Below are 24,738 nucleotides of genomic sequence, written 5' to 3'. Positions count from 1 at the left end.
GGCCGCTCGACGGCACGTTCTATCTCGAGGAGAACATTCGTGAGACTCAACCTTCCAGACGCCCTGCGGAAGGGCGTCGGACTCTCGCTCGTCGGGGCCGCCCTCGTGGTCATCCCGTCGACGCCGACCGTGGCGACGCCCCCTGATCCGTCGGTCGTCCAGCAGATGCGTGACGAAGCGGCCGGCAAGGTCACCGTCACCAACTCGCCGGCCACCGAGCGCACCAGCTTCATCCGCGCGACCGACGACCTGTTCCCGTCCCATCGGGCGGTCAAGTCAGCGACCGGAGCGGCGGAGAAGGCCACCGCCTACGTCACCAAGTACGGGCGTGCCTTCGGCGGGGCGGGCGTCGAGCTGAGCTCGGGGACCGTCAGCGAGTCGCCGGCCGGCTACACCGTCGACTTCACCCAGACCTACCAGGGGCTGCCGGTCTTCGCCAGCAAGCTCCGCGCCCACGTCGACCGTCAGGGCGACCTGACCTCGGTGGGCGGCTACGTCGCGCCGGGCATCGACGTCGCGACCACACCGGCGTGGGACGAGGCGGCCGCGGTCGCGAAGGCCAAGAAGCTGGTCAAGGCCGCTCCCGCCGGCGGACGTGACGCGGCCAAGGTCAGCGGCGACCTCACCGTGTCGAAGGCCGATCTCTCCATCTACCGGATGGGCGCCATCCAGGGCGTCGAGGGCCGCAACCTCCTCGCCTGGGTCATCGAGGTCACCGACGGCAAGCAGGTGCGGGAGACCGTCGTCCTGGACGCGGCCACGGGCAAGCCGGTGAATCGGTACTCCATGATCGCCCACGACCTCGACCGCGAGCTGATCGAGGCGTACGACGGCGACGAACCTCGCGAGACCGTGTGGCTCGAGGGAGACGACTGGCCGGTCAGCCGCGCTGGTGGCGAACTCGACGAGGACCAGCAGAACGAGGTGCAGGGCACCGGCGAGGCCTACTGGTTCTTCAAGAACTCCTTCGGCCGCGACTCCTACGACGACGAGGGCTCGACGATGGTGACGGTCAACAACGACCCGTCCATCCAGTGCCCCAACGCGAACTGGAACGGCATCTCGACCAACTACTGCTCGGGCGTCTCCTCCGACGACACCGTGGCCCACGAGTGGGGGCACGCCTACACCGAGTACACCTCCGGCCTGCTCTACCAGTGGCAGCCCGGTGCGATGAACGAGGCCTACTCGGACATCTGGGGCGAGACGGTCGACATGCTCAACGAGCGCTACAACGAGATCCCGGACGTGCCGCGCGCGGTCGGTGACTGCTCGAAGTACAGCCTCGGCATCGCGATCTCGATCGTGGCGCCCGCGGAGATCGCCGGCGACTGCGTCGCCGTCAAGGCCTCCGGCGGTCCGGACTTCCCAGCGACGCCGACCTCGGTGACGCTCGTGGTGGGCAAGGACGCGTCCGACCTGCCGAACGACGACCTGCCGACCGATGGCTGCTCGCCGTTCACCAACGCCGACGACATCGAGGGCAATTGGGTCTTCGTCGACGAGAATCTCACCACCGGCTGCGGTGCCGGAAGCCTCGCGGAGTACTACGAGGGCCTCGACGCCAACGCGGTCGACGCGGGCGCCGTGGGCATCATCGTCGGCGGCGATCCGGCGTACGACCCATGGGACATGCCGGGTGCCACGTTCACCCTCCCGGCCGCTCAGGTCGACGGCGACTCCGGCACCGCGATCAAGTCGGTCGACGAGCCGGTGACGATCAGCGTCAGCAAGGCCGAGTCCCCCGGCGGGATCATCGACTCCTACCGCTGGCTGTCCGGTGAGGGCGATCCCGCCTTCGGCGGCGCGATCCGCGACATGTGGAACCCGAACTGCTACGGCGACCCGGCGAAGGTGAGCGACGAGGAGTACTACTGCGACACGGCAGACAGCGGCGGCGTCCACACCAACTCCGGCGTGGTCAACCACACCTACGCCCTGCTGGTGGACGGCGGCACCTACAACGGCGTCGCGGTCGACGGCATCGGCCTGGACAAGGCGGCGAACATCTTCTGGCACACCCAGACGAACTACCTGACCTCGACCTCCGGCTTCGCCGAGCTGGCCGACGGCCTGGAGGCGTCCTGTGCCGCCCTGACCGGGGTGACCACGCTGAAGAAGCTCGCCGTTGGCGTCAGTGACACCGGCGGCCGCGAGGCCGACGGCGGCGCGCTGCCGGCGATCACCGCGAGCGACTGCGCGTCGGTCGCGGCCGTCGCCGACGCCACCGAGCTGCGGGTCGAGCCGGTGCAGTGCAACTTCAAGCCGATGTTCAAGAAGGGCACCATCGGGTGCGGTGACGGGACCGTGACCAAGACCCTGTGGTCCGAGGGCTTCGAGTCGGGGCTGCCCGCGACGTGGACCAAGGACGTCGACGCCGAGCACGCCCACTTCGACCCGACCGTGACGAACAAGCTCCCGCTCGTCACCGAGGGCGGCACCCAGCACAAGGGCGGACCGTCGGTGCTGTACTTCAACGACAAGGGCGACGACGGCAACTACGGCAGCTGCAACGACGACGACGAGGACTACTCGTCGCGGGTCAGCATGGCGACGCCCACGCTGACCGTCCCCGACGGCGAGCTGCCCCGGCTCTCCTTCGACCACTACGTGGCCTCGGAGGTCGAGTTCGACGGCGGCAACGTCAAGGTGAGCGTGAACGGAGCACCGTACGCCCTGGTTCCGGACGGGGCGTGGCTCTACAACGCGCCGGGCGGCCAGCTCGAGACCGCCGACGGGGGCAACACCAACCCCATGGCGGGCGAGGCGGCGTTCACCGGCACCGACGGCGGCAAGCCGACCGGCGCCTGGGGCTCGTCGGTCATCGACCTCGCCGAGCTGGCCAAGCCCGGCGACACCGTCCAGTTCCGGTTCGACTTCGGCATGGACGGCTGCAACGGCATCGACGGCTGGTACATCGACAACGTCGCGCTGAGCATCTGCACCGCTCCCGCCGCCATCCCGCCCGGGACCGCTGCCGTCGTGCCGATCGCCACGGCCAAGAAGGGCACGGTCACCATCAAGGTCGTCGGCACCGTGCCCACCGGCACGGTGACGGTCACGATCAAGGGCAAGCAGTACACCGGGACCGTGGTGAACGGAGTGCTGAAGGTCAAGGCCAAGAAGCAGCTCAAGAAGCTGTGGAAGAAGGGCAAGCGCAAGGTCAAGGCGACCGTCAGCTACCCCGGCGACGCCAAGGTCGCGCCCTTCTCCCAGAAGATCACGATCAAGCTGAAGGGCAAGCAGTAGCCGACCGGCTCCACCTCACGACCGGCGTCCGTCCGGCGGGTCACCCCCGCCGGGCGGGCGCCGGTCTCGTTAGGCTCGGGGAATGCGCCGCACCCGCACCCTGACCACCCGCGTCGGCATCGTCGTCGCGACCCTGACCGCGCTGCTCGCCGCGAGCACGCCCGGCGCCCAGGCGGCGGTCCGCAACCACGACGTGGTCAGCCGGGCCGACATCGTGCGGGTGTTCCCCCAGTTCCGCAACGACGACTACCTCGGCACCATCGTGATCCGCGACAAGGTGCTGCGCTACCCGAACCCGGAGGCGTGCTCGACGTGGGCCGAGGCCCAGGGGACGTCCGGGCGCGAGTACGGCACGGGCTACGGCCTCACGGTCCAGAAGCGGACCTTCAACACCTACCTGGTCGAGTTCGCCAGCCGGGCGCAGGCCAAGGCGATCCTGCGCAGCGCCAAGACCTACGTCACCGCCTGCGCCCAGCACTGGGCGGGCCTGAACGCGACGGTACGACGGGCGAAGCTGCCGCGGCTCGGCGACCAGCGGGTCGCGTTCCGCACGGTCGAGTACTTCACGAGCGGCCCGAAGGAGACCACGACGGTGGTCGTCCGCAAGGGCCGCCGGGTACTGCTCACCCGGATCATGCAGCCGACGACGGTGCCCGCCCGCAAGGTCGCGCAGATCTCGCGGGTCGCGGTCCGCAAGATGGGCTGAGCCCGGCTCAGGCCTCGACCACCACCGGGATGATCATCGGGCGGCGCTTGTGGGTGCCGCTGACCCAGCGGCCGATGGTGCGGCGCACGGTCTGCTGCAACTGGTAGGTGTCGGTGCTGCCCTCGCTGAGCGAGCGGTTCACGGCGTCGATGATCGGCTGCTTGATGGACTCGAAGTCGGAGTCGGCCCAGGCATGGCCGCGGGCATGGATCTCGGGCCCGGCGGACACCTTGCCGGCGACCGAGTCGACGACCACGATCACCGAGATGAAGCCCTCCTCGCCGAGGATCCGGCGGTCCTTCAGCTCGGACTCGGTGACGTCGCCGACGGACTGGCCGTCGACGAAGACGTAGCCGCACTCGACCTTGCCGACCACGGACGCGACGCCGTCGACCAGGTCGACGACGACCCCGTCCTCGGCGTACACGACGTTCTCGACGCCGGTCTGCTTGGCCAGGTCGCCGTTGGCGAGCATGTGGCGCACCTCGCCGTGGACCGGCAGCACGTTGCGCGGCTTGACGATGTTGTAGCAGTAGAGCAGCTCGCCGGCACTCGCGTGGCCGCTGACGTGGACCAGGGCGTTGCCCTTGTGGACGACGTGGGCGCCGAGCCGGGCCAGGCCGTTGATCACCCGGTAGACGGCGTTCTCGTTGCCGGGGATGAGGCTCGAGGCGAGGACGACGGTGTCGCCCTCCTCGAGGTGCACGAAGTTGTGGCTGCGCTGCGCGATCCGGGCCAGCGCGCTCAGCGGCTCGCCCTGTGACCCGGTGGAGATGAGCACCTGCCGCTCGGGGGCGAGCTCGGCCAGCTCCTTGGCCTCGACCATCACGCCCGGCGGGACGTGGAGGTAGCCGAGGTCGCGGGCGATCGCCATGTTGCGCACCATCGAGCGGCCGACGTAGGCGACCTTGCGGTTGTGCTTGACCGCGGCGTCGAGGACCTGCTGGACGCGGTGCACGTGGGAGGCGAAGCAGGCGACGATGATCCGCTGCTTCGACTCCGCGAACGCCTGCTCCAGGACCGGGGTGATCTTGCGCTCGGCGGTGGTGAACCCGGGCACCTCGGCGTTGGTGGAGTCGGTGAGGAAGAGGTCGACTCCCTCCTCACCCAGCCGGGCGAACGCGCGCAGGTCGGTGATCCGGCCGTCGAGCGGGAGCTGGTCCATCTTGAAGTCGCCGGTGTGGAGCACCATGCCGGCGCCGGTGCGGATCGCGACCGCGAGCGCGTCGGGGATGGAGTGGTTGACCGCCACGAACTCGAGGTCGAAGGGACCGAAGGAGATCCGGTCGCCCTCCTTGACCGTGTGGAAGGTGGTCTGCCGCAGCCGGTGCTCGCGCAGCTTGCCGTTGAGCAGCGCGAGGGTGAGCTGGGAGCCGACGAGCGGGATGTCCTGGCGCTCGCGCAGGAGGTACGGCGTCGCGCCGATGTGGTCCTCGTGCCCGTGGGTGAGCACCAGCGCCTCGACCTTGTCGAGCCGGTCGCGGATCGCGGCGAAGTCGGGGAGGATCAGGTCGACGCCCGGGTGGTGGTCGTCGGGGAAGAGCACGCCGCAGTCGACGATGAGCAGCCGGCCGTCGTACTCGAAGACGGTCATGTTGCGGCCGACCTCGCCGAGACCGCCCAGCGGGATGACCCGCAGGCCGCCCTTCGGGAGCTTCGGCGGGGCGGACAGCTCGGGGTGCGGGTGGCTCATCAGATCAGGCCCGCCGCCGCCAGACCCGCGCGCAGGTCGGCGACCTCCGCGTCGTCGAGCGCCATCAGCGGAGGTCGGACCGACCGGTTGTCGAGCACCCCGGCCAGCTCCAGCGCCGCCTTGGCGGTCGTGGCGCCGTAGTTGGCCACGCCCATGATCGCCTCGAAGGCGGGGACCAGGCCGGTGTGGATCCGCAGCGCCTCGGCGTGGTCACCCGCGAGGAAGGCCTCGATCATCGAGCGGAGGTGGGTGCCGGCGACGTGGCCGACGACCGAGACCAGGCCGGTCGCGCCGTAGGCGAGGTAGCCGAGGGTGTTGACGTCGTCGCCGGAGTAGACGGCGTAGCCGAGGTCGACCAGCTGGGCGGTGCGGGACAGGTCACCGGTGGCGTCCTTGACCGCGACGACCGTCTCCCACTCCTTGGCGGCGGCGTAAGTCTCCAGGGCGATCTTGGTGCCGGTGCGGCCGGGGACGTCGTAGAGCATGACGGGAACCGCGGCCGCCTCGACGACCTGGCGGAAGTGCTGGAGCACGCCGGGCTGGCTCGGCTTGTTGTAGTAGGGCGTCACGAGGAGCAGCCCGTCGGCGCCGACCTTCTCGGCCTGCTTGGCGAGCTCGACGGAGTGGCGGGTGTCGTTGGTGCCGACCCCGGCGACCACCTTGGCCCGGTCACCGACCGCGTCCTTGACCGCGGCCAGCGTCTCGCCGTCCTCGGCGCCGGTGGTGGTCGGCGACTCGCCGGTGGTGCCGGACACGACGATGCCGTCGTTGCCGTTGTCGACCAGGTGCTTGGCGACCTTCTGCACCCCGTCCAGGTCGACCGAGCCGTCCTCGTGGAACGGCGTGACCATGGCGGTCAGCAGGGTGCCGAAGGGTGCAGAAGTCATGGGGCCAGGCTATCGCCCCGGACCGCGTCACCCTCACATCGCCGCCGTCGACGTGGCTCGGACGTGCGTCACACCTGGGTCACATGTGGGTCACACGTGCGGCATGACCTCCGCCGCGACCAGCCGCAGGTGGTCGAGGTCGCCCAGGTCGAGGGTCTGCAGGTAGATCCGCTGGGCGCCGAGCGCCTCGTAGCGCTTGATCTTGGCGACCACCTCGTCGGGGGTGCCCGCCAGCCCGTTGGCGCGCAGCTCGTCGACCTCGCGGCCGATCGCGGCCGCCCGGCGCGCGACCTCGGCCTCGTCCTGGCCGACGCAGAGGACCAGCGCGTTGGACCAGGTGATCGTCTCGGGGTCGCGGCCGATCTCCTCCGCGGCCGCGCGGACCCGGCCGAACTGCGCGGCGGTGGTCTCCTCGTCGACGAACGGCAGGTTGAACTCGTCGGCGTACGCCGCGGCGAGCGCGGGCGTCTGCCTCTTGCCGAGCCCGCCGACGAGCAGCGGGACGCCGCCACGGTGCCCGCTGGTCTGCACCGGCTTGGGCAGCGCCGGGCTGTCCTTCAGCTGGTAGTGCGCGCCGTCGAAGTCGAACAGCTCGCCGACCGGCGTGGTCCACAGCCCGGTGACCAGCGCGAGCTGCTCGGCGTACCGCTCGAAGCGCTCTCGGGTGTCGGGGAACGGGATGCCGTAGGCCGTGTGCTCCTGGGTGAACCAGCCCGCCCCGAGGCCGAGCTCGATCCGCCCGCCGCTCATCTGGTCGACCTGGGCCACCTGGATGGCCAGCACGCCCGGGTGCCGGAAGGTCGCGCTGGTCATCAGCGTGCCGAGGCGAATCGTGCTGGTGTCGCGGGCCAGGCCGGCGAGCGTGGTCCAGGCGTCCGTCGAGCCGGGCAGCCCGTCGCCGCTCATGTGCAGGTAGTGGTCGCTGCGGAAGAAGGCGCCGAAGCCGAGGCGCTCGGCCTCCTGGGCGACGGCCAGCAGGTCGTCGTACGTCGCGCCCTGCTGCGGTTCGGTGAAGACACGGAGCTCCATGCCCCTACCCTGCCAGCCGCGTGGTCAGGAGCCGCCACAGGCGAACGAGCGCTCCCACCACACGATGGTGAAGCCCTCGCGCGGCTCGCGCCGGACCTCGCGCCAGCGCTTCTCGCCGAACTCCGGGTAGTGGGTGTCGCCCTCGGGAGCGAGCGGGATCTCGGAGAGGATCTGCTCATCGGCGTACGGCATCGCGGCGGCGTAGACCGCCGCTCCCCCGCCGATCATCACCTGCCGGTCCTCGGGCTGGCCGGCGAGCAGCCGGTCGGCCAGGGCGAGCGCGTCGGTGATCGAGTGCGCGACCTCGACCCCCTCGGCGGCGTAGTCGGGGTCGCGGGTGAGCACGACGGTGGTCCGGCCGGGCAGCGGCCGGCCGATGCCCTCGTGGGTGGTGCGGCCCAGGATCAGCACGTGGCCCGTCGTGGTGGCCTTGAAGTGCTGGAAGTCCTCGGAGATCTTCCACGGGATGTCCGCGTCGGCGCCGATCACGCCGTTCTGGGCGACGGCGGCCACCATCGTGACCCGCCGTCCGGCAGGAGTGCTCATACGGCGATCGGCGCCTTGATCGCGGGGTGCGGGTCGTAGCCCTCGACGGCGATGTCCTCCAGCTCGAAGGCGTCGATCTCGGTGACCGCCGGGTTGAGCACGAGCGTCGGCAGCGGCCGCGGCTCGCGGGTGAGCTGGAGCCGGGCCTGCTCGAGGTGGTTGGCGTAGAGGTGCGCGTCGCCCAGGGTGTGCACGAAGTCGCCGACGCCGAGGCCCGCCACCTGGGCGACCATGTGGGTGAGCAGCGCGTACGACGCGATGTTGAACGGCACGCCGAGGAAGACGTCCGCCGAGCGCTGGTAGAGCTGGCAGCTCAAGGCCGGCCGGCCGTCGGCCCCACGACCCACATAGAACTGGAACAGGCTGTGGCACGGCGGCAGCGCCATGTCGTCGACCTGGCTCGGGTTCCACGCGGAGACGATGTGGCGCCGGCTGTCGGGGTTGGCCCGGATCTGGTCGATCACCTGGGCGAGCTGGTCGATGTGGCCGCCGTCGGGGGTGGGCCACGAGCGCCACTGGGCGCCGTAGACGGGGCCGAGGTCGCCGTTCTCGTCGGCCCACTCGTCCCAGATCGTGATGCCGCGCTCCTGCAGCCAGCGCACGTTGGTGTCGCCGCGCAGGAACCAGAGCAGCTCGCCGAACACCGAGCGGGTGTGGATCTTCTTCGTCGTCACCAGCGGGAAGCCCGCGCTGAGGTCGAAGCGCATCTGGTGGCCGAAGACGCTGAGCGTGCCGGTGCCGGTGCGGTCCCCCTTCTCGGTGCCCTCGTCGAGAATGCGTTGGACGAGGTCGAGGTACGCGCGCACGCCTTCAGCCTACGGTCACAGGGACAGCGTCCCGTGCACGGTCGTCCGGGTGTCGCCGCCGACCCAGATCGTGCCGTCGGCGTCGGTGTCGACATGGATCCGGCCCCGGCGGCCGATGGCGGTGCCCTGCGCGGCGACGTACGACGGCGGCAGGGTGCCGGCACCGGTCAGCCACTGCGCGGCGGCGGCGTTGAAGCTGCCGGTCACGGGGTCCTCGGTGAAGCCGAGGTCGGGACCGAACACCCGCACCTCCAGCGCGCTCTCGCCGCCCGGCTCGTGGAGGCCGACGACGCCGACCTCGAGTCCCTCGAAGGCCGACCAGTCGGGCTGCAGGGCGAGCACCGCCGCCGCGTCGCGGAGCCGGACGCCGACGAAGTGCGGGCCGTTGACCAGCCGGCGCGCCTCGACGACGTCGTCGGGGGCGATCCGGAGCGCGCGGGCCACCGTCGCGATCTCGGCGTCGGTGACGGGCGCCTGGGTCAGCGGCGGCGCCGCGAAAGCCAGCCGGCCCTCGGCGCGGCGCAGCTCGACCAGGCCGACGCCGCACTGCTGCACGACCCGCTCCCCCGCGGGCACGCCGTCGGCCTCGAGCCAGGCGTGCGCGGAGCCGAGGGTCGGATGGCCGGCGAACGGCAGCTCCGCGGCGGGCGTGAAGATCCGCAGCCGGTAGTCGGCCGCCGGGTCCGTCGGCGCCAGCAGGAAGCTGGTCTCGCTCAGGTTCGTCCAGCGGGCGATCGCCCGCATCCGGTCGTCGCTGAGCCCGTCGGCGCCGTGGACGACCGCGAGCGGGTTGCCGAGCAGCGCCTCGGTCGTGAAGACGTCGACCTGGCGGAAGTCGCGGGTGCTCATGCCGACAGCGACATGGGTCCATAGACCTCGCGGTCCACCTCGAACAGGGTCACCTGGGTGACGCCCAGGTCCGCGAGCGCCGACCAGGTCTCCCCGATCCACGACTCGGCGTCGCCCTGGTTGGGGAAGGCGACCTCGGCGTACTCCGTTGCGGCGTCACCGGTCAGCGTCACCTCGGCGCCGGAGGCGTCCTCGAGGCGCCAGTGCCAGGGGTTCTCGGCCGGGGCGGAGGGGCGGTACGGCGCGGGCTGCTCGGGAAGGCTCATGGTCACGACTCTCGCACGGAGGGCTGTACGAACGGCGGCTTGGTGATCTGGAAGACCTCGGGCCGGCCGCGTACGTCGACCATCACCTCGGCGCCGTCGTCGACCACCGTCGAGACCAGGGCCAGCGCGATGCCCTTCTTCATCGTCGGCGAGAAGGTGCCGGAGGTGACCTCGCCCAGAGGGACGTCACGCAGCAGGCGCACGCTCATGTGGGGCCGCGGGATCGCGCGACCGGTGGAGACCAGGCCGACCAGCTTGCGGCGCGGGCCCTCCTCGCGCTCGGCGAGCAGCCGGTCCCGGCCCCAGAACGCGGGCTTCTTCCAGCCGACCGCCCAGCCCAGCCGGGCCTCGTTGGGGGTGATGTCCGGCGAGATGTCCTGGCCGTGCAGCGGGTAGCCCATCTCGGTGCGCAGCGTGTCGCGGGCGCCGAGCCCGGCCGGCACCAGGCCGTACGGCTCGCCGGCCCGCATCAGCGCGTCCCAGAGCGCCGGCGCCACCTCGGACGGCGCGATCAGCTCGTAGCCGCGCTCCCCCGTGTAGCCGGTGCGGCACACCACGACCTCGGCGCCCTCGAAGGGCGCCTCGACGAAGGTCAGGTAGTCGTGGCCGACGGGCAGGCCGACGCCCGCGACCACCTCGTCGGACCTGGTGCCCTGGACCGCCAGCACGACGTAGTCGCGGTGGTGGTCGAGCACCTCGACGCCCTCCGGCGCGGCCGCGACCAGCCGGCGGCGCACCTCGTCGTTGTTGGCGGCGTTCGGGACGACCAGCACGTGGTCGTCGTCGCGGTAGTAGGTGAACACGTCGTCGACGATCCCGCCGGTCGCGTCGTCGACGACCAGGCTGTACTGGGCCCGGCCGGGGCCGATCCGGCGCAGGTCGTTGGTCAGCGTGGCGTTGAGGAAGTCGACCGCGCCGGGTCCGCGCACCACGAGCTTGCCGAGGTGGCTCACGTCGAAGATGCCGACGCCGTCGCGGACCGCGGTGTGCTCCTTCACCACGCCGGTGGGGTACTCCAACGGCATCAGCCAGCCCCCGAACTCCGAGAACTTGGCGCCCAGCGCCTCGTGCCGGTCGTGGAGCGGGCTGGTCAGCGGGGACGAGGAGGTCGCGTCGGCCATGATCCGGAATCTATGGCATGCGGCTCCCCGGCGGGAGCGTGGCTATTCTGCGACGCGTGACGACCTTCGCCCTCCGCACGGCCAGCCCCGCCAAGACCCGCGCCGAAGCGGTGGTCGTCGGGGTGCTGCCCGACGGGAAGCTGGCGCCCGGCGCCGAGGACGTGGCCGCCGCCTACGGACGCAAGCTCGCCGGCCTGCTGGCCACCGTCGGCGTCAAGGGCGCGCCGGGCGAGGTCGCCAAGGTGCCGACCGGCGGCACCATCGCCTCGCCGCTCCTCGTGCTCGTCGGGCTCGGCGCCTCCCCCGACCCCGACGGCGTCCGCCGGGCCGCCGGCAACGCCGCCCGCGCCGTCACCAACGCGGCCTCGGTCGCCCTCGCCCTGCCCGCCGACACGCCGGAGCTGGTGCGCGCCGTGATCGAGGGCTACCGGCTGGGCGGCTACGCCTTCACGGCCTACAAGAGCAAGCCCGCCACCCCGACCACGCCGGCCGAGGTCGTCGTGCTGACGCCGGCCGCCCGTCGTACCGAGGTCGTGGCGGCCGTCGAGCCGGCCCAGGTCCTCGTCGACGCCGTGCTCGCCGCCCGCGACTGGGTAAACACGCCGCCCGGCGACCTGACCCCGCCGGCCTTCGCCGACGCGATCGCGGACGCGGTGAAGGCCACCAACAAGGGACTTCCCAAGGGCGCCGCCCGGCTCAAGGTGGACGTGCTCGACGAGGTCCGCCTCGCCGAGCTCGGCTGCGGCGGGCTGCTCGGCGTCGGCGCCGGCTCGGACGCGCCCCCGCGCCTGGTCGAGCTCGGCTACGCCCCCAAGGACGCCGTCGCCCACATCGCCCTGGTCGGCAAGGGGATCACCTTCGACTCCGGTGGCCTGTGGATCAAGCCCGCCGCCAGCATGGCCACCATGAAGGAGGACATGGCCGGCGCCGCGGCCGTCGTCCAGGCCACCCTCGCCGCCGCCCGCCTCGGCCTTCCGGTGCGGATCTCGGCGTACGCCGCCCTCGCCGAGAACATGGTCGGCGCCTCCTCGATGCGTCCCGGCGACGTGCTGACCACCTACGACGGCACCACCGTCGAGGTCACCAACACCGACGCCGAGGGCCGGCTGGTGCTCGCCGACGCCCTCGGCCGCGCGGTCGAGGCCGCGCCCGACACCATCCTCGACATCGCCACGCTCACCGGGCACATGGTGATGGCGCTCGGCGAGAAGATGGCCGGCGTCATGGGCGACGACGACGTGGTCGCCGCCGTCCTCGCCGCGGGCTCCGCGGCCGGCGAGGACGGCTGGCCGATGCCGATCCCCGAGTTCATGGACGAGCGGATCCACAGCTCGACCGTCGCCGACCTCGCCCAGTACGACGGCATCCGCTGGGGCGGCGGCCTGTTCGCGGCCGCCTTCCTGCGCGAGTTCACCGGCGGGCTGCCCTGGGCGCACCTCGACATCGCCGGACCGACCTTCGTCAAGGGCGGTCCGTCGGGGCACCTCGTCCCGGGCGCCACCGGCTACGGCGTGGCGACCCTGGTGGAGTACCTCAGGACTCGGGCGACTGCCGGCGCTGCTGCTCCCGCTGCTTCTGTGCCTGCCTGACCCGGGAGTTGTAGTCGCGCATCCGCTGCGGGATGCCGACCACCGCGGCGTCGTACGACGGCACCTGGTGGCGGTTGCAGAAGTCGTGGGCCCAGTTGACCGACGGCACCCGGCGCCGGGTCCACTCGCCGTCGTGGGCCACGAGCAGCAGCGTCACCTCGCTCACGGCCGTCCGCGGCTCGACGAAGCCCTCGACACCACGCCGCTCCTGGACCCAGGTGCGCAGGTGCTCCTCGTCGGCGCGGTCGGCGGCGCGCACCCGCGTGGAGCCCGTGCGGGCGGCGTCACGCGCGGGGTTACTCATTCGTACCTTCGAGCGCCCGCGGAACCGGTCGAACAAACCCATGGTCCCAGTTTGCCCGAACCGTGGGTGGGCCGTTGCGACTTGGCTTCTCCGTGGTGCAAGGATGAGACCCATGGCGACCGAAGTCACTCTCCCCGCGCTCGGTGAGTCCGTCACCGAAGGCACCGTCACTCGCTGGCTCAAGCAGGTCGGCGACCAGATCGCGATCGACGAGCCGCTGCTCGAGGTCAGCACCGACAAGGTGGACACGGAGATCCCGTCCCCCGTCGCCGGCACGCTGGTCGAGATCCGGGCGAACGAGGACGACACGGTCGAGGTCGGCGCCGTGCTGGCCGTCGTCGGCGAGGCCGGCGAGGCGCCCGCCGCCGCCCCCGCTCCCGCTGCCGAGGAGCAGGCCGCCCCGGCTGAGCCGGCCGCCGAGCCCGCCGCCGCCGAGCCCGCCGCCGCCGAGGCTCCCCCGACCCCGGCCGCCCCCGAGACCCCGGCCGCCGCTGCCGCGCCCGAGCCCGCCGCGTCGGGCTCCGCCGAGGGCACCGCCGTCACCCTGCCCGCCCTGGGCGAGTCGGTCACCGAGGGCACCGTCACCCGCTGGCTCAAGCAGGTCGGCGACGCCGTCGCCGTCGACGAGCCGCTGCTCGAGGTCTCCACCGACAAGGTCGACACCGAGATCCCCTCGCCCGTCGCCGGCACGCTGCTCGAGATCAAGGCCGCCGAGGACGAGACCGTCGAGGTCGGCGCCGAGCTCGCCATCATCGGGTCGGGTGCTCCGGCCGCTGCTCCGGCCGCTGCTCCGGCCGCTCCGGCGCCCGCCGAGCCCGCCCCGGCCGCTGAGGCCCCGGCCGAGCCGGCCGCCCCGGCCGAGCCGGCGCCCGCTGCTCCCGCACCTGAGGCGGCGCCCGCTGCCCCGGCCCCCGCTGCGCCGGCCCCGGCGGCCCCGGCCCCCGCGGCCGACGGAGGCGAGGGCCCCGGCTACGTGACCCCGCTGGTCCGCAAGCTCGCCGCCCAGCACGGCGTCGACCTCGCCCAGGTCACCGGCTCCGGTGTCGGTGGCCGGATCCGCAAGCAGGACGTCCTCGACGCCGCCGCGTCGAAGGCGCCGGCCGCGGCCGCCGCGCCCGCCGCCGCTGCCCCCGCCGCCTCGGGCGCCGCGCCCGCCACGCCGTCGCCGCTGCGTGGCCAGACGGTCAAGGTCAGCCGGCTGCGCAAGATCATCGCCGAGCGGATGGTCGAGTCGCTGCACGTCTCCGCCCAGCTCACCCAGGTGGTGGAGGTCGACGTCACCAACATCGCCCGGCTGCGCGAGAGCGTTAAGGCGGAGTTCCAGTCGCGCGAGGGCGTGAAGCTGACGTACCTGCCGTTCTTCACCAAGGCGGCGATCGACACGCTGAAGCAGCACCCGGCGCTCAACGCCAACCTCGACCTGGAGAAGGGCGAGATCACCTACTACGACCGCGAGAACGTCGCGTTCGCCGTCGACACCGACAAGGGCCTGCTGACCCCGGTCGTCAAGGACGCGGGCGACCTGTCGATCTCCGGCCTGGCGAAGAAGATCGCCGACGTCGCCGAGCGCACCCGGACCAACAAGATCGGTCCTGACGAGCTCTCCGGCGGCACCTTCACCATCACCAACCTCGGCAGCTTCGGCGCGCTGTGGGACACCCCCATCATCAACCAGCCGCAGGTCGCCATCCTCGGTCCGGGTGCGGTGGTGAAGCGTCCCGTGGTGATCGACGACGAGGACCTCGGTGAGACCATCGCGGTGCGCCACATGGTCTACTTCGCGCTCACCTACGACCACCGGGTGGTCGACGGCGCCGACGCCGGCCGCTTCCTGCGCGACCTCAAGAAGCGCCTCGAGTCCGGTCAGTTCGAGGTCTGAGCGAGTCCGCCGTGCACGTCGTGGTCGCCGGCTCCTCCGGCTTCCTCGGCCGCCAGCTCGTCACCGAGCTGCGCGGCCGGGGCCACGACGTGACCTGCCTGGTACGCCGTGACCCGGCTCCCGGCCGCGCGCCGGCCGAGTCCCGTTGGGACCCGCAGGCCGGCACCGTCGACACCGGCCTGGTCCAGGCCGCCGACGTGGTCGTCAACCTGGCCGGCTCCCCGCTGGTCGGCAACGTCCACTCCAAGAAGTGGGCGCACGACGTCCTGGCCAGCCGCCGGGCCACCACCGGTCTGCTCGCGGCCACCATCGCCGCCGCCCCGGAGCCGCCGGCGCTCGTGAACGCCTCCGGCGTCAGCTGGTACGGCGACCACGGGTCCGTCGAGCTGACCGAGGCATCCGACACCCGCGGCCATGCCCTGCTCACCCGGGTCGCCCGCGAGTGGGAGGCGGCCACCCGGCCGGCGGCCGCGGCCGGGGCGCGCGTCGTACTCCTGCGCACGGCGCCGGTGCAGGACCGCGCCAACCCGCCGCTGCGCCAGCAGCGACTCCAGTTCCTCGCCGGCCTCGGCGGTCGCCTGGGCAACGGTCGTCAGTACTACCCCCTCATCTCGTTGCGCGACTGGGTGGGTGCGGCCGCGTTTCTCGTCGAGCACCCGACGGCGTCGGGGCCGGTCAACCTGTGCGCACCGGTCACGCCGACCAACGCCGAGTTCACCCGCACGCTGGCGCGACTGGTCCGGCGGCCAGCGGTGCTGCCGGCACCCGCGCCGGCTATCCGGCTGGCGGCCGGACCGATGGCCGACGAGGTGCTCGGCTCACTCAACCTCCGGCCGGCAGCGCTCCTCGGCCTCGGCTACGACTTCGCCGACCCGGACGTGGGGTCGGTGCTGGCCACGGGACTGCGCGGAGCCGCGTCCTGAGCGGACGCGAGCAGCCAGGAGTCGCCGGGCCGCACGAACACCAGCCTGCGGGTCGACGGTCCGTCGCGGGGCAGCACCAGCCGCTCGCCGGTGCCTGATCGGACGCCGACGGCGCCGGTGAGCCGATCGGTCACGACGAGCACGATCCGCCGGTCGGTGCGGCGGCGCAGCTCGATCCCGAGGACCTGCATCGCCATGTCCTCGACGCGCAGGCCACGGCGCAGCCAGGCCCGGAGCATCGCCACGTCGCGCGAGCCCGCGGGCGAGCCCCGGACGTAGAGCGCCCGGAGCCCGGCGAGGTCGCCGTCCGCCCAGGCCCGCGCCCGCGCGCGGTCCCAGTCGCGGAGGACCGCCAGCGAGCCCACCACGGGCCGCTCGGCGGCGCTCGCGCGCGGGCCGGGGTCGGGCGTACGGGACGGGGCGCGCAGGACCAGGCCCGCGACCACCGCGACGACCGTGAGCACGACCGCGGTGGTGGCGAGGAGGACGGCTCGAGGGCCCGAGATCAGCATGGGACGATCTTGGACCGAACCCCCGACACATCGCGGAGCTCATCCACAGGCCCGGAGTAGGCTCGCTGCGTGACGCTGATCTTCCGCGAGGACGGACTGGGGCCCGACTTCATCGACTACGTCACGGCGTGGGACCTGCAGCGCGAGCTGCACGCGCAGGTCGTCGCCGGCGAGCTGACCGACACGGTGCTGCTCGTCGAGCATCCGCCGGTCTTCACCGCGAGCCGTCGTACCGAGGCGCACGAGCGTCCTGCCGACCCCGGTGGCGCACCGGTCATCGAGGTCGACCGCGGCGGCAAGATCACCTTCCACGGCCCCGGCCAGCTGGTCGGGTACCCCATCGTCAGGCTGCCCGACCACGTGAAGGTGGTCGACTACGTCCGCCGCCTCGAGGAGGCGATCATCGCGGTCTGCGCCGAGCTCGGCGTGGAGACCGCGCGGATCCCGGGGCGTACGGGCGTCTGGCTCAAGGCCGACGACAGGGGCGGCGAGCGCAAGATCGCGGCGATCGGGATCCGGGTGCGCAAGGGCGTCGCGATGCACGGCTTCTCGCTGAACTGCGACGTCGACCTGGGCTGGTACGACCGCTTCGTGCCGTGCGGCATCTCCGACGCGGGCGTCACGTCGCTGAGCGCCGAGCTGGGCCGCGACGTACCGGTGCGCGAGGTCGTCGGGTCCGTACGACGACACCTCGCCACCTACCTGGCGTGGACGGACTACGTGCCCACGCCCGACTACGAGCCGCGGCCGGACCCGGCCAGGACCGCCGTACCCGTGCTGAGCTACCCCGCGCGCTGAGCCGTCTCCACCGGTGGCGGGCGGCTCCCGGCCCCGGAGTAGGCTGAAGCGGTGACTGCGACACCCGAGGGGCGCAAGCTCCTCCGCCTGGAGGTACGCAACGCGGAGACCCCGATCGAGCGCAAGCCATCGTGGATCAAGACCCGCGCGAAGATGGGTCCGGAGTACACCGCGCTGCACAAGCTGGTGAAGTCCGAGGGCCTGCACACCGTGTGCCAGGAAGCCGGCTGTCCCAACATCTTCGAGTGCTGGGAGGACAAGGAAGCCACCTTCCTGATCGGTGGCGACCAGTGCACCCGACGCTGCGACTTCTGCCAGATCGACACCGGCAAGCCCCAGCCGCTGGACCGCGACGAACCCCGGCGGGTAGCGGAGTCAGTGCAGACCATGGGCCTGAAATACGCCACCATCACCGGCGTCGCCCGCGACGACCTGCCCGACGGCGGCGCCTGGCTGTACGCCGAGACCGTCCGCGCGATCCACGACCTCAACCCCGAGACCGGGGTGGAGAACCTGATCCCGGACTTCAACGGCGACCCCGACCTGCTGGCCGAGGTCTTCGAGTCCCGACCCGAGGTCCTCGCCCACAACGTCGAGACCGTGCCGCGGATCTTCAAGCGGATCCGCCCCGCGTTCCGCTACGAGCGCTCCTTGGGTGTGTTGACCGCGGCCCGGGAGTTCGGGCTGGTCACCAAGTCCAACCTGATCCTCGGCATGGGCGAGACCCGCGACGAGGTCTCCCAGGCACTGCGCGACCTGCACCAGGCGGGCTGCGAGCTGGTCACCATCACGCAATACCTGCGGCCCTCCGTGCGCCATCACCCCGTCGAGCGGTGGGTCAAGCCCGAGGAGTTCGTCGAGCTCGCCACCGAGGCCGAGGAGATCGGCTTCGCCGGCGTGCTGTCCGGACCGCTCGTGCGTTCGTCGTACCGGGCCGGACGTCTGTATCGTCAGGCGATGGCCGCGCGTGACGTGCGCGCCGAAGCGACTGCCTGAGGAGACCGCAGCACCCCATGTCGAACACGCCACTCGACCCGTCCACGATGAGCCGCCGCCGGCAGATCCTCGAGACCTACAAGATGTCCCGGGACGTCGACCCGGCCATCCGCTGGTGGATGCTCGGCGCGTTCCTGGTGGCCGGCGGGCTCGGCTTCGCGCTCTTCCACTGGGTCCTGCCCGGCAGCGGCACGTTCAAGCTGGTGCTCACCATCATCGGCACCTTCCTGATCGGCCTGCTCGCCGTGATGATCGTGTTCGGTCGGCGTGCCCAGAAGGCGGCGTTCGCCCGCCTCGACGGCCAGCCCGGCGCGGCCGCGCGCGCCCTCACCATGCTGCGTCGCGGCTGGGTGATCGAGGAGGTCGTCGGGTTCACCAAGCAGCAGGACATGGTCCACCGCGTCGTCGGCCCCCCGGGGATCGTGCTCGTCGGCGAGGGCAACCCCGGCCGGCTCAAGGCGCTGATGGCCAGCGAGCACAAGAAGCACGAGCGGGTCGCCGGCGACTACCCCGTGCACGACGTACTCGTCGGCAAGGAGGACGGCCAGGTCCCGCTCGACAAGCTGGTCCGCCACGTCCAGAAGCTCGGCCGCCAGGTCAAGCCCGCCGAGATCACCGAGCTCCGCCAGCGCCTGCGCGCCCTCGACGCCCAGCGCCCCAAGGTCCCGCTCCCCCGCGGCCCCGTGCCCACCTCGATGAAGGGCATGCGCGGCAACCTGCGCGGCCGCTGATCGGCGTTTTCCACAGCCCGCCACCCTCCCGGTGGTGCTCGTCGCCCGGATCGGGTTAGCGTCACGGCGCGTCCCCGGTCCGGGCGCGCTGCTTCTCGGGAGGGCCCATGCGTACGACGACGATCCGTGCCGCGGTCGCGGCTGGCGTCCTCCTGCTCGCGGGTGCGTGCACCGACGACGGGCCGGCGCCCGTGGACCCGACCTCGTCGTGGAGCCCGACCGGGACGATCGATCCTCCTAGCCCTTCTTCTTCCGCTGGTCCGGTGGAGCCGACGCTGCCCGATGCCGCCAGGGAGGCGAGTGAGGCGGGGGCTCGGGCGTTCATCGAGTACTACTGGGAGCTGGTGAACTACGCGCAGGTCACGGGGGATGTGAAGGCGCTGCGGAAGGCGTCGGGCAAGACCTGCGGCGGGTGCACAAAGGGCATTGCGGCAGTCGAGGACCTCTACGGCGCCGGCGGTCGCGCCGAGGGTGGCGAGTACAAGTTGACGATCACCCGAATCAAGCCGATTGAGGCCGCGGACAGGTCCCTGCATGGCTGCAAAGCACGCTTTGAGGTCCGCAATGCTGAGCAGACGATCATGCATGGTGACGGGCGCCGCGAGGTGATGACCGCTGCCACGACGAACTACCTCAGTTACCTGATTTGGCTCGACGGGGCCTGGCGCATGGACGTACTGGAGCCGCAATGAAGATGCTCCTCCTAGTATCGGCACTTCTGGTTGCTGTGCTTTCCGCGCCGGCGGTGGCTGATGACGATCCAGACGTCACTGCGGGCACCGGCACCGGCGGGCTGTTCGCCACCGGGACAAAGTCGGCGACTCCCCAACCCGGGGGCCATCAGGCCTCGACGAGCAACGATTCCGACGGCCCGCACGTCGTCATCGGCCAGGGAGCATGTGCAGGGCAGACGCCGGTCATCGGCGCCGACGTAGCGGTGTTCTGCAACGCTGATGGCGACAACACACCCGCCCTCACCCCCGCCGACGTCCAGAGAGCCTTCGCCGAACTCCCCCTCCCCGCCGGCACCCTCGTGATCCAACCCCCGGACGGCCTGACCCTGGTCAACTTCAAGACCAACTTCTACACAACCAGCACCGCCCCGATCACCACCACCGTCACCCTCCTCGAGCAGTCCGTCACCCTCGAGGCCACTCCCACGACCTTCACCTGGCACTTCGGCGACGGCGAGTCGACCAGCACGACCGAGCCGGGGGCGCCGTACCCCCGCCTGACGGTGACCCACGACTACCGGCGCAAGGGCGACTACGGGCCGAGCCTGTCGACCACCTACACCGGTCGGTTCAGGGTCGGCGGCGGGGCGTGGCAGGCGATCCCGGGGACGGTGACGATCGACGGTGCGGCGCAGGCGCTGCGGGCGATCGAGGCCAAGCCGAAGCTCGTCGGCTACTGAGCCGGACGAAGCGCTACTTGGTCAGCGTGCGCAGGGTCGCGAAGGTGACGGTCGAGGTGCCGGCGAACAGGTCGTGCAGGCCGCGTCCGTCGGGGCGGAAGACCAGGGGCGGGATGACGAGGGCGACCAGGACCTGGCGGCCGATGGCCTTGATCGGGCTGAGGCGGCGCAGGTGCCCGTCGGCGGGTACGACGCACAGCCCGGTGAGCAGCTTGCCCGCGGAGCCGCCGCCGAGCCAGGTGAGCAGGCCGGACTCGACGACGAAGACGATGAGGACGGCGCCGGAGGCGAAGGAGCCGGGCTTGGAGTACTCGTCGAGCCCGAAGATGACGATCACGACCAGGGTGCTCAGCAGCCAGTCCACGAGCAGGGCGAGGATCCGGCGACCCCAGGATGCGTTCTCGATCACGCCCCAACGCTAGCGAAGCCGCCCCGGCCGTCCTGTTACACGGCCGAAACATCCGGGCAACCCTGCGAAATCTGCGCGCCCTACCGTCGCCGGTACGTCGCCTGTGTGGCGGCACCTGCTGAGACCACCTGGGAGTTCCACATGACTTCGAACCCGACCCGCTTGGGCGCGATCCGCACCATCGAGGCGAACGAGGCGCCGGCGGCGTTCTTCGACATCGACGAGAAGACGGGCGCCATCTTCGGCGAGAACGTCTTCTCCCTCTCGGTGATGCAGAAGCGCCTGCCGAAGTCGGTGTTCAAGTCGGTGGCCGCGACCATCCAGAAGGGCGAGAAGCTGGACCCGGCCGTGGCCGACATCGTCGCGTCGGCGATGAAGGACTGGGCGATGGAGAAGGGCGTGACGCACTACGCGCACGTCTTCTACCCGCTCACCGGCCTCACCGCCGAGAAGCACGACTCGTTCATGGAGCCCGTGGGCGACGGTACGGCGGTCTGGGAGTTCTCCGGCAAGACGCTGGTCCAGGGTGAGCCCGACGCGAGCTCCTTCCCCAACGGCGGCATCCGGGCGACCTTCGAGGCGCGTGGGTACACCGGCTGGGACGTCCAGTCGCCGGCGTACATCCTGGAGAACCCCAACGGGAACACCCTGTGCATCCCGACGATCTTCGTCTCGATGACCGGTGAGGCGCTCGACCACAAGACCCCGCTGCTGCGCTCGCAGAACGCGATGTCGGAGCAGGCCAAGCGGATCCTCGCGCTCTTCGGTCACGAGGACATCGACAACGTGGTGTCCTACTGCGGCCCCGAGCAGGAGTACTTCCTCGTCGACTCCGCCTTCGTCAACTCGCGCCCCGACCTGCTCAACGCGGGCCGCACCCTGTTCGGCGCGAAGCCGCCGAAGGGCCAGGAGTTCGACGACCACTACTTCGGGGCGATCCCGGAGCGGGTGCTCGGCTTCATGCACGACACCGAGCGCGCGCTGTTCAAGCTCGGCGTCCCGGCGAAGACCCGCCACAACGAGGTCGCACCCGGGCAGTTCGAGATCGCGCCGGTCTTCGAGCGCGCGAACCTCGCCTCGGACCACCAGCAGCTGATCATGTCGACGTTCAAGTCGATCGCGAAGACGCACGGCTTCGAGTGCCTCTTCCACGAGAAGCCGTTCGCCGGCGTCAACGGCTCCGGCAAGCACGTCAACTTCTCGTTCGGCAACGGCAACCAGGGCAACTTCCTCAACCCGGGCGACAACCCCCACGACAACGCGCAGTTCCTCGTCTTCTGCGCCGCCGTGATCCGCGCCGTGCACCTGTACGGCGGCCTGCTGCGGCTCTCGATCGCGAGCGCCGGCAACGACCACCGGCTGGGCGCCAACGAGGCTCCGCCGGCGATCATCTCGATCTTCCTCGGCGACCAGCTGCAGGACGTCTTCGAGCAGATCGCCGGGGGCGGTGCCACCTCGTCGAAGCAGAAGGGCGTCCTCTCGGTCGGCGTCGACACGCTGCCCGACCTCACCAAGGACGCCGGCGACCGTAACCGCACTTCGCCGATGGCCTTCACCGGCAACCGCTTCGAGTTCCGTGCCGCCGGCTCCAACCAGACCGTCGCCGCCCCGATGGTGGTGATCAACACGATCATGGCCGAGGCGCTCGACTACCTCGCCACCGAGCTGGAGGCCGCGGTCAAGGGCGGCACCGAGTTCAACGACGCCGTCCAGACCGTGCTCGCGAAGGTCGTCGAGCAGCACGGCGCGGTCGTGTTCAACGGCAACGGCTACTCCGAGGAGTGGCACGCCGAGGCCGAGCGGCGGGGCCTGAAGAACCTGCGCACGACGGTCGACGCGCTGCCGGAGTACCAGACGCCCGAGGCGAAGAAGCTGTTCTCGACGTACGGCGTCTTCAGCGAGGCCGAGCTCGAGTCCCGCTTCGAGGTCGGCGTCGAGCAGTACGTCATGACGATCAACGTCGAGGCGAACCTGACCGAGGAGATCGCGCGTACGACGATCCTCCCGGCCGCGGTGCGCTACCAGACCGAGCTCGCCACCAACGTCTCCGCCCTCAAGGCGGCCGGCGTCGACGCCGACACCACCGACCTGCTCGCCGTCACCGAGCTGGTGACGAAGCTGCGCACCGGCCTCACGGCGCTCGTCGCCGCGCAGGGCGGCGCCGACGAGCACCACGGGCTCGCGGAGGCGGCGTACTACCGCGACGCCGTGCTGCCCGCGATGCTCGCCGTCCGCGAGGCGGCCGACGCGCTCGAGGCCGTCGTCGCCGACGACCTGTGGTCGCTGCCGACGTACCAGGAGATGCTCTTCATCCGCTGACCCCCGGCGCTCCCCCGAGCTGCCCCGGCCCCCTCAGCGGGTCGGGGCAGTTCGGCGTGCGCACGTTGTTAACACGGACGAAACAATGCGGTACTGCGACCGCAACAGGTCATTCGGTAGGTTGCCGGGGAGGGTTTCCGGCCCGTCGCCGTGCCGGAGCGCCCCGATCGCCACAGGCTGAACCGATGGCTGGGCCGCGGAGCCACAGCCGAGGAGGACCGAATGTTCAACAACAGCGAAGAGCTGCTCAAGTACATCAAGGACGAGGGCGTCGAGATGATCGACGTCCGCTTCTGCGACCTGCCCGGTGTGATGCAGCACTTCACCGTGCCGGCCTCGTCCTTCGACCAGTCCGTCTTCGACGACGGCCTGGGCTTCGACGGCTCCTCGATCCGCGGCTTCCAGGCGATCAACGAGTCGGACATGTCGCTCTTCCCCGACCCGACCACGGCGTACATCGACCCCTTCCGCAAGGCGAAGACGCTCAACGTCAACTTCTTCATCCACGACCCGATCACCGGTGAGGCGTACTCGCGCGACCCGCGCAACATCGCCAAGAAGGCGCTCGCCTACCTCTCCTCGACCGGCATCGCCGACACCGCGTTCTTCGCGCCCGAGGCGGAGTTCTACATCTTCGACAACGTGCGCTACTCGACGGGCGTCAACGAGGGCTACTACCACATCGACTCCGTCGAGGGCTGGTGGAACTCCGGCAAGGACGACGGCGAGAACAAGGGCTACAAGACCCGCCTCAAGGGCGGCTACTTCCCCGTCGAGCCGTACGACCACTACAGCGACCTGCGCGCCGACATGGTCAAGAACCTCGAGGCCTGCGGCCTCCAGGTCGAGCGAGCCCACCACGAGGTCGGCACCGCCGGCCAGGCCGAGATCAACTACCGCTTCGACACGCTGCTCAAGGCCGCGGACGACGTGATGAAGTTCAAGTACCTCATCAAGAACACCGCCTGGGAGCAGGGCAAGTCGGTCACCTTCATGCCGAAGCCGATCTTCGGCGACAACGGCTCCGGCATGCACGTGCACCAGTCGCTGTGGAAGGACGGCTCGCCGCTGTTCTACGACGAGACCGGGTACGGCGGCCTCTCCGACATGGCCCGCTGGTACATCGGCGGCATCCTCGCCCACGCCCCGGCGCTGCTCGCGTTCACCAACCCGACGGTGAACTCCTACCACCGCCTGGTCCCCGGCTACGAGGCCCCGATCTCGCTGGTCTACTCCTCGCGCAACCGCTCCGCCTCGGTCCGGATCCCGATCACCGGCAGCAACCCCAAGGCCAAGCGCATCGAGACCCGGTTCCCCGACCCGTCGGCGAACCCGTACCTCGCCTTCTCGGCCCTCATGCTCGCCGGCCTCGACGGCATCCAGAACAAGACCGAGCCGGCCGCACCGATCGACAAGGACATCTACGAGCTCCCGCCGGACGAGATGGCCGAGATCGCCCAGGTCCCCACCTCCCTCGGCGCCGTGCTCGACGCGCTCGAGGCCGACCACGACTTCCTCACGGTCGGCAATGTGTTCACGCCCGACCTGATCGAGACGTGGACGTCGTTCAAGCGGGAGAACGAGATCGCTCCGGTGCAGCTGCGGCCGCACCCGCACGAGTTCGAGCTGTACTACGACATCTGAGTCGTGACCTGAGCTGGTTCTGCTGGCTCGTCTGCGCGATGGCCCCGGGTTCCCCGGGGCCATCGTCG

The 24,738-nt window shown here is 71.1% G+C and carries 23 protein-coding genes; 12 read left to right on the top strand and 11 right to left on the bottom strand.

Annotated features, from left to right (window positions below; translation table 11 throughout):
- Nucleotides 1-39: 39 nt before the first annotated feature.
- Both JOD66_RS25465 and JOD66_RS25460 read left to right on the top strand, forming a co-directional pair.
- Complete coding sequence (locus JOD66_RS25465) at nt 40-3,249, top strand: M4 family metallopeptidase (RefSeq protein WP_204839572.1); 3,210 nt, start codon at nt 40-42, stop codon at nt 3,247-3,249.
- Between the two features lie 82 nt (nt 3,250-3,331).
- Complete coding sequence (locus JOD66_RS25460) at nt 3,332-3,955, top strand: hypothetical protein (protein ID WP_204839571.1); 624 nt, start codon at nt 3,332-3,334, stop codon at nt 3,953-3,955.
- A 7-nt stretch (nt 3,956-3,962) separates the two neighbouring features.
- Here the strand turns inward: JOD66_RS25460 and JOD66_RS25455 are convergent, their stop codons facing one another.
- From JOD66_RS25455 to gcvT, 8 genes are all read right to left on the bottom strand, one after another.
- Nucleotides 3,963-5,648 carry a ribonuclease J gene (locus tag JOD66_RS25455; protein ID WP_204839570.1) on the bottom strand — a complete coding sequence of 562 codons (1,686 nt, stop codon included), beginning with the start codon at nt 5,646-5,648 and terminating at the stop codon, nt 3,963-3,965.
- A complete protein-coding gene (gene dapA / locus JOD66_RS25450) occupies nt 5,648-6,535 on the bottom strand; it encodes a 4-hydroxy-tetrahydrodipicolinate synthase (RefSeq protein WP_204839569.1) in 888 nt (295 codons plus the stop codon). The genes JOD66_RS25455 and dapA overlap by 1 nt, the downstream gene beginning before the upstream one ends.
- Nucleotides 6,536-6,625: 90 nt before the next feature.
- Nucleotides 6,626-7,564 (bottom strand): LLM class F420-dependent oxidoreductase, encoded by a 939-nt coding sequence (locus JOD66_RS25445; RefSeq protein WP_204839568.1) that lies wholly within the window; start codon nt 7,562-7,564, stop codon nt 6,626-6,628.
- 24 nt (nt 7,565-7,588) lie between these two features.
- Nucleotides 7,589-8,110: a dihydrofolate reductase gene (locus tag JOD66_RS25440; RefSeq protein WP_204839567.1), complete on the bottom strand. Its 522-nt coding sequence runs from the start codon at nt 8,108-8,110 to the stop codon at nt 7,589-7,591.
- Nucleotides 8,107-8,916 (bottom strand): thymidylate synthase, encoded by an 810-nt coding sequence (locus JOD66_RS25435; protein ID WP_204839566.1) that lies wholly within the window; start codon nt 8,914-8,916, stop codon nt 8,107-8,109. Before JOD66_RS25435 ends, JOD66_RS25440 begins: the two co-directional genes overlap by 4 nt.
- 15 nt (nt 8,917-8,931) lie before the next feature.
- Complete coding sequence (locus JOD66_RS25430; protein WP_204839565.1) at nt 8,932-9,765, bottom strand: PhzF family phenazine biosynthesis protein; 834 nt, start codon at nt 9,763-9,765, stop codon at nt 8,932-8,934.
- Nucleotides 9,762-10,031: a hypothetical protein gene (locus JOD66_RS25425; RefSeq protein ID WP_204839564.1), complete on the bottom strand. Its 270-nt coding sequence runs from the start codon at nt 10,029-10,031 to the stop codon at nt 9,762-9,764. The genes JOD66_RS25430 and JOD66_RS25425 overlap by 4 nt, the downstream gene beginning before the upstream one ends.
- A 2-nt stretch (nt 10,032-10,033) precedes the next feature.
- Nucleotides 10,034-11,152, bottom strand: coding sequence for a glycine cleavage system aminomethyltransferase GcvT (gcvT, locus tag JOD66_RS25420; RefSeq protein ID WP_204839563.1), 1,119 nt, complete (start codon nt 11,150-11,152; stop codon nt 10,034-10,036).
- A 56-nt stretch (nt 11,153-11,208) separates the two neighbouring features.
- Between gcvT and JOD66_RS25415 the strand changes: the two genes are divergently transcribed.
- Entirely contained in the window at nt 11,209-12,741 is a 1,533-nt protein-coding gene (locus JOD66_RS25415; protein ID WP_307823715.1) for a leucyl aminopeptidase, read from the top strand.
- On the opposite strand, the gene JOD66_RS25410 is transcribed toward JOD66_RS25415, so the two are convergent.
- On the bottom strand, nt 12,686-13,045 hold the full coding sequence (locus tag JOD66_RS25410; RefSeq protein WP_204839561.1) for a hypothetical protein: 360 nt from the start codon (nt 13,043-13,045) through the stop codon (nt 12,686-12,688). The genes JOD66_RS25415 and JOD66_RS25410 overlap by 56 nt on opposite strands.
- Nucleotides 13,046-13,157: 112 nt before the next feature.
- On the opposite strand from JOD66_RS25410, the gene sucB reads away from it, so the two are divergent.
- Complete coding sequence (gene sucB / locus JOD66_RS25405; protein ID WP_204839560.1) at nt 13,158-14,924, top strand: 2-oxoglutarate dehydrogenase, E2 component, dihydrolipoamide succinyltransferase; 1,767 nt, start codon at nt 13,158-13,160, stop codon at nt 14,922-14,924.
- 11 nt (nt 14,925-14,935) lie between these two features.
- Entirely contained in the window at nt 14,936-15,847 is a 912-nt protein-coding gene (locus JOD66_RS25400) for a TIGR01777 family oxidoreductase (RefSeq protein WP_204839559.1), read from the top strand.
- Here the strand turns inward: JOD66_RS25400 and JOD66_RS25395 are convergent.
- Nucleotides 15,781-16,359: a hypothetical protein gene (locus JOD66_RS25395; RefSeq protein WP_204839558.1), complete on the bottom strand. Its 579-nt coding sequence runs from the start codon at nt 16,357-16,359 to the stop codon at nt 15,781-15,783. The genes JOD66_RS25400 and JOD66_RS25395 overlap by 67 nt on opposite strands.
- A 69-nt stretch (nt 16,360-16,428) precedes the next feature.
- Here JOD66_RS25395 and lipB point away from each other — a divergent pair, with 69 nt between their 5' ends.
- From lipB to JOD66_RS25370, 5 genes are all read left to right on the top strand, one after another.
- On the top strand, nt 16,429-17,157 hold the full coding sequence (gene lipB, locus JOD66_RS25390; RefSeq protein WP_204839557.1) for a lipoyl(octanoyl) transferase LipB: 729 nt from the start codon (nt 16,429-16,431) through the stop codon (nt 17,155-17,157).
- Between the two features lie 51 nt (nt 17,158-17,208).
- A complete protein-coding gene (lipA, locus tag JOD66_RS25385; protein ID WP_204839556.1) occupies nt 17,209-18,153 on the top strand; it encodes a lipoyl synthase in 945 nt (314 codons plus the stop codon).
- A 17-nt stretch (nt 18,154-18,170) separates the two neighbouring features.
- Nucleotides 18,171-18,884 (top strand): DUF4191 domain-containing protein, encoded by a 714-nt coding sequence (locus tag JOD66_RS25380; protein ID WP_204839555.1) that lies wholly within the window; start codon nt 18,171-18,173, stop codon nt 18,882-18,884.
- 107 nt (nt 18,885-18,991) lie between these two features.
- Nucleotides 18,992-19,576, top strand: a complete 585-nt coding sequence (locus JOD66_RS25375; RefSeq protein WP_204839554.1) for a DUF6318 family protein — start codon at nt 18,992-18,994, stop codon at nt 19,574-19,576.
- Complete coding sequence (locus tag JOD66_RS25370) at nt 19,573-20,298, top strand: PKD domain-containing protein (RefSeq protein WP_204839553.1); 726 nt, start codon at nt 19,573-19,575, stop codon at nt 20,296-20,298. The genes JOD66_RS25375 and JOD66_RS25370 overlap by 4 nt, the downstream gene beginning before the upstream one ends.
- A 13-nt stretch (nt 20,299-20,311) precedes the next feature.
- On the opposite strand, the gene JOD66_RS25365 is transcribed toward JOD66_RS25370, so the two are convergent.
- Nucleotides 20,312-20,707, bottom strand: a complete 396-nt coding sequence (locus JOD66_RS25365) for an RDD family protein (protein ID WP_204839552.1) — start codon at nt 20,705-20,707, stop codon at nt 20,312-20,314.
- A 141-nt stretch (nt 20,708-20,848) separates the two neighbouring features.
- On the opposite strand from JOD66_RS25365, the gene JOD66_RS25360 reads away from it, so the two are divergent.
- Nucleotides 20,849-23,026 carry a glutamine synthetase III family protein gene (locus tag JOD66_RS25360; protein WP_204839551.1) on the top strand — a complete coding sequence of 726 codons (2,178 nt, stop codon included), beginning with the start codon at nt 20,849-20,851 and terminating at the stop codon, nt 23,024-23,026.
- A gap of 222 nt (nt 23,027-23,248) precedes the next feature.
- Nucleotides 23,249-24,670: a type I glutamate--ammonia ligase gene (gene glnA / locus JOD66_RS25355; RefSeq protein ID WP_204839550.1), complete on the top strand. Its 1,422-nt coding sequence runs from the start codon at nt 23,249-23,251 to the stop codon at nt 24,668-24,670.
- The last annotated feature ends 68 nt before the right edge of the window (nt 24,671-24,738 follow it).

It is taken from the genome of Nocardioides nitrophenolicus (assembly GCF_016907515.1).
Taxonomy (GTDB): Bacteria; Actinomycetota; Actinomycetes; order Propionibacteriales; family Nocardioidaceae; genus Nocardioides; species Nocardioides nitrophenolicus.
This window is presented reverse-complemented; position numbering and strand designations above follow the sequence as displayed.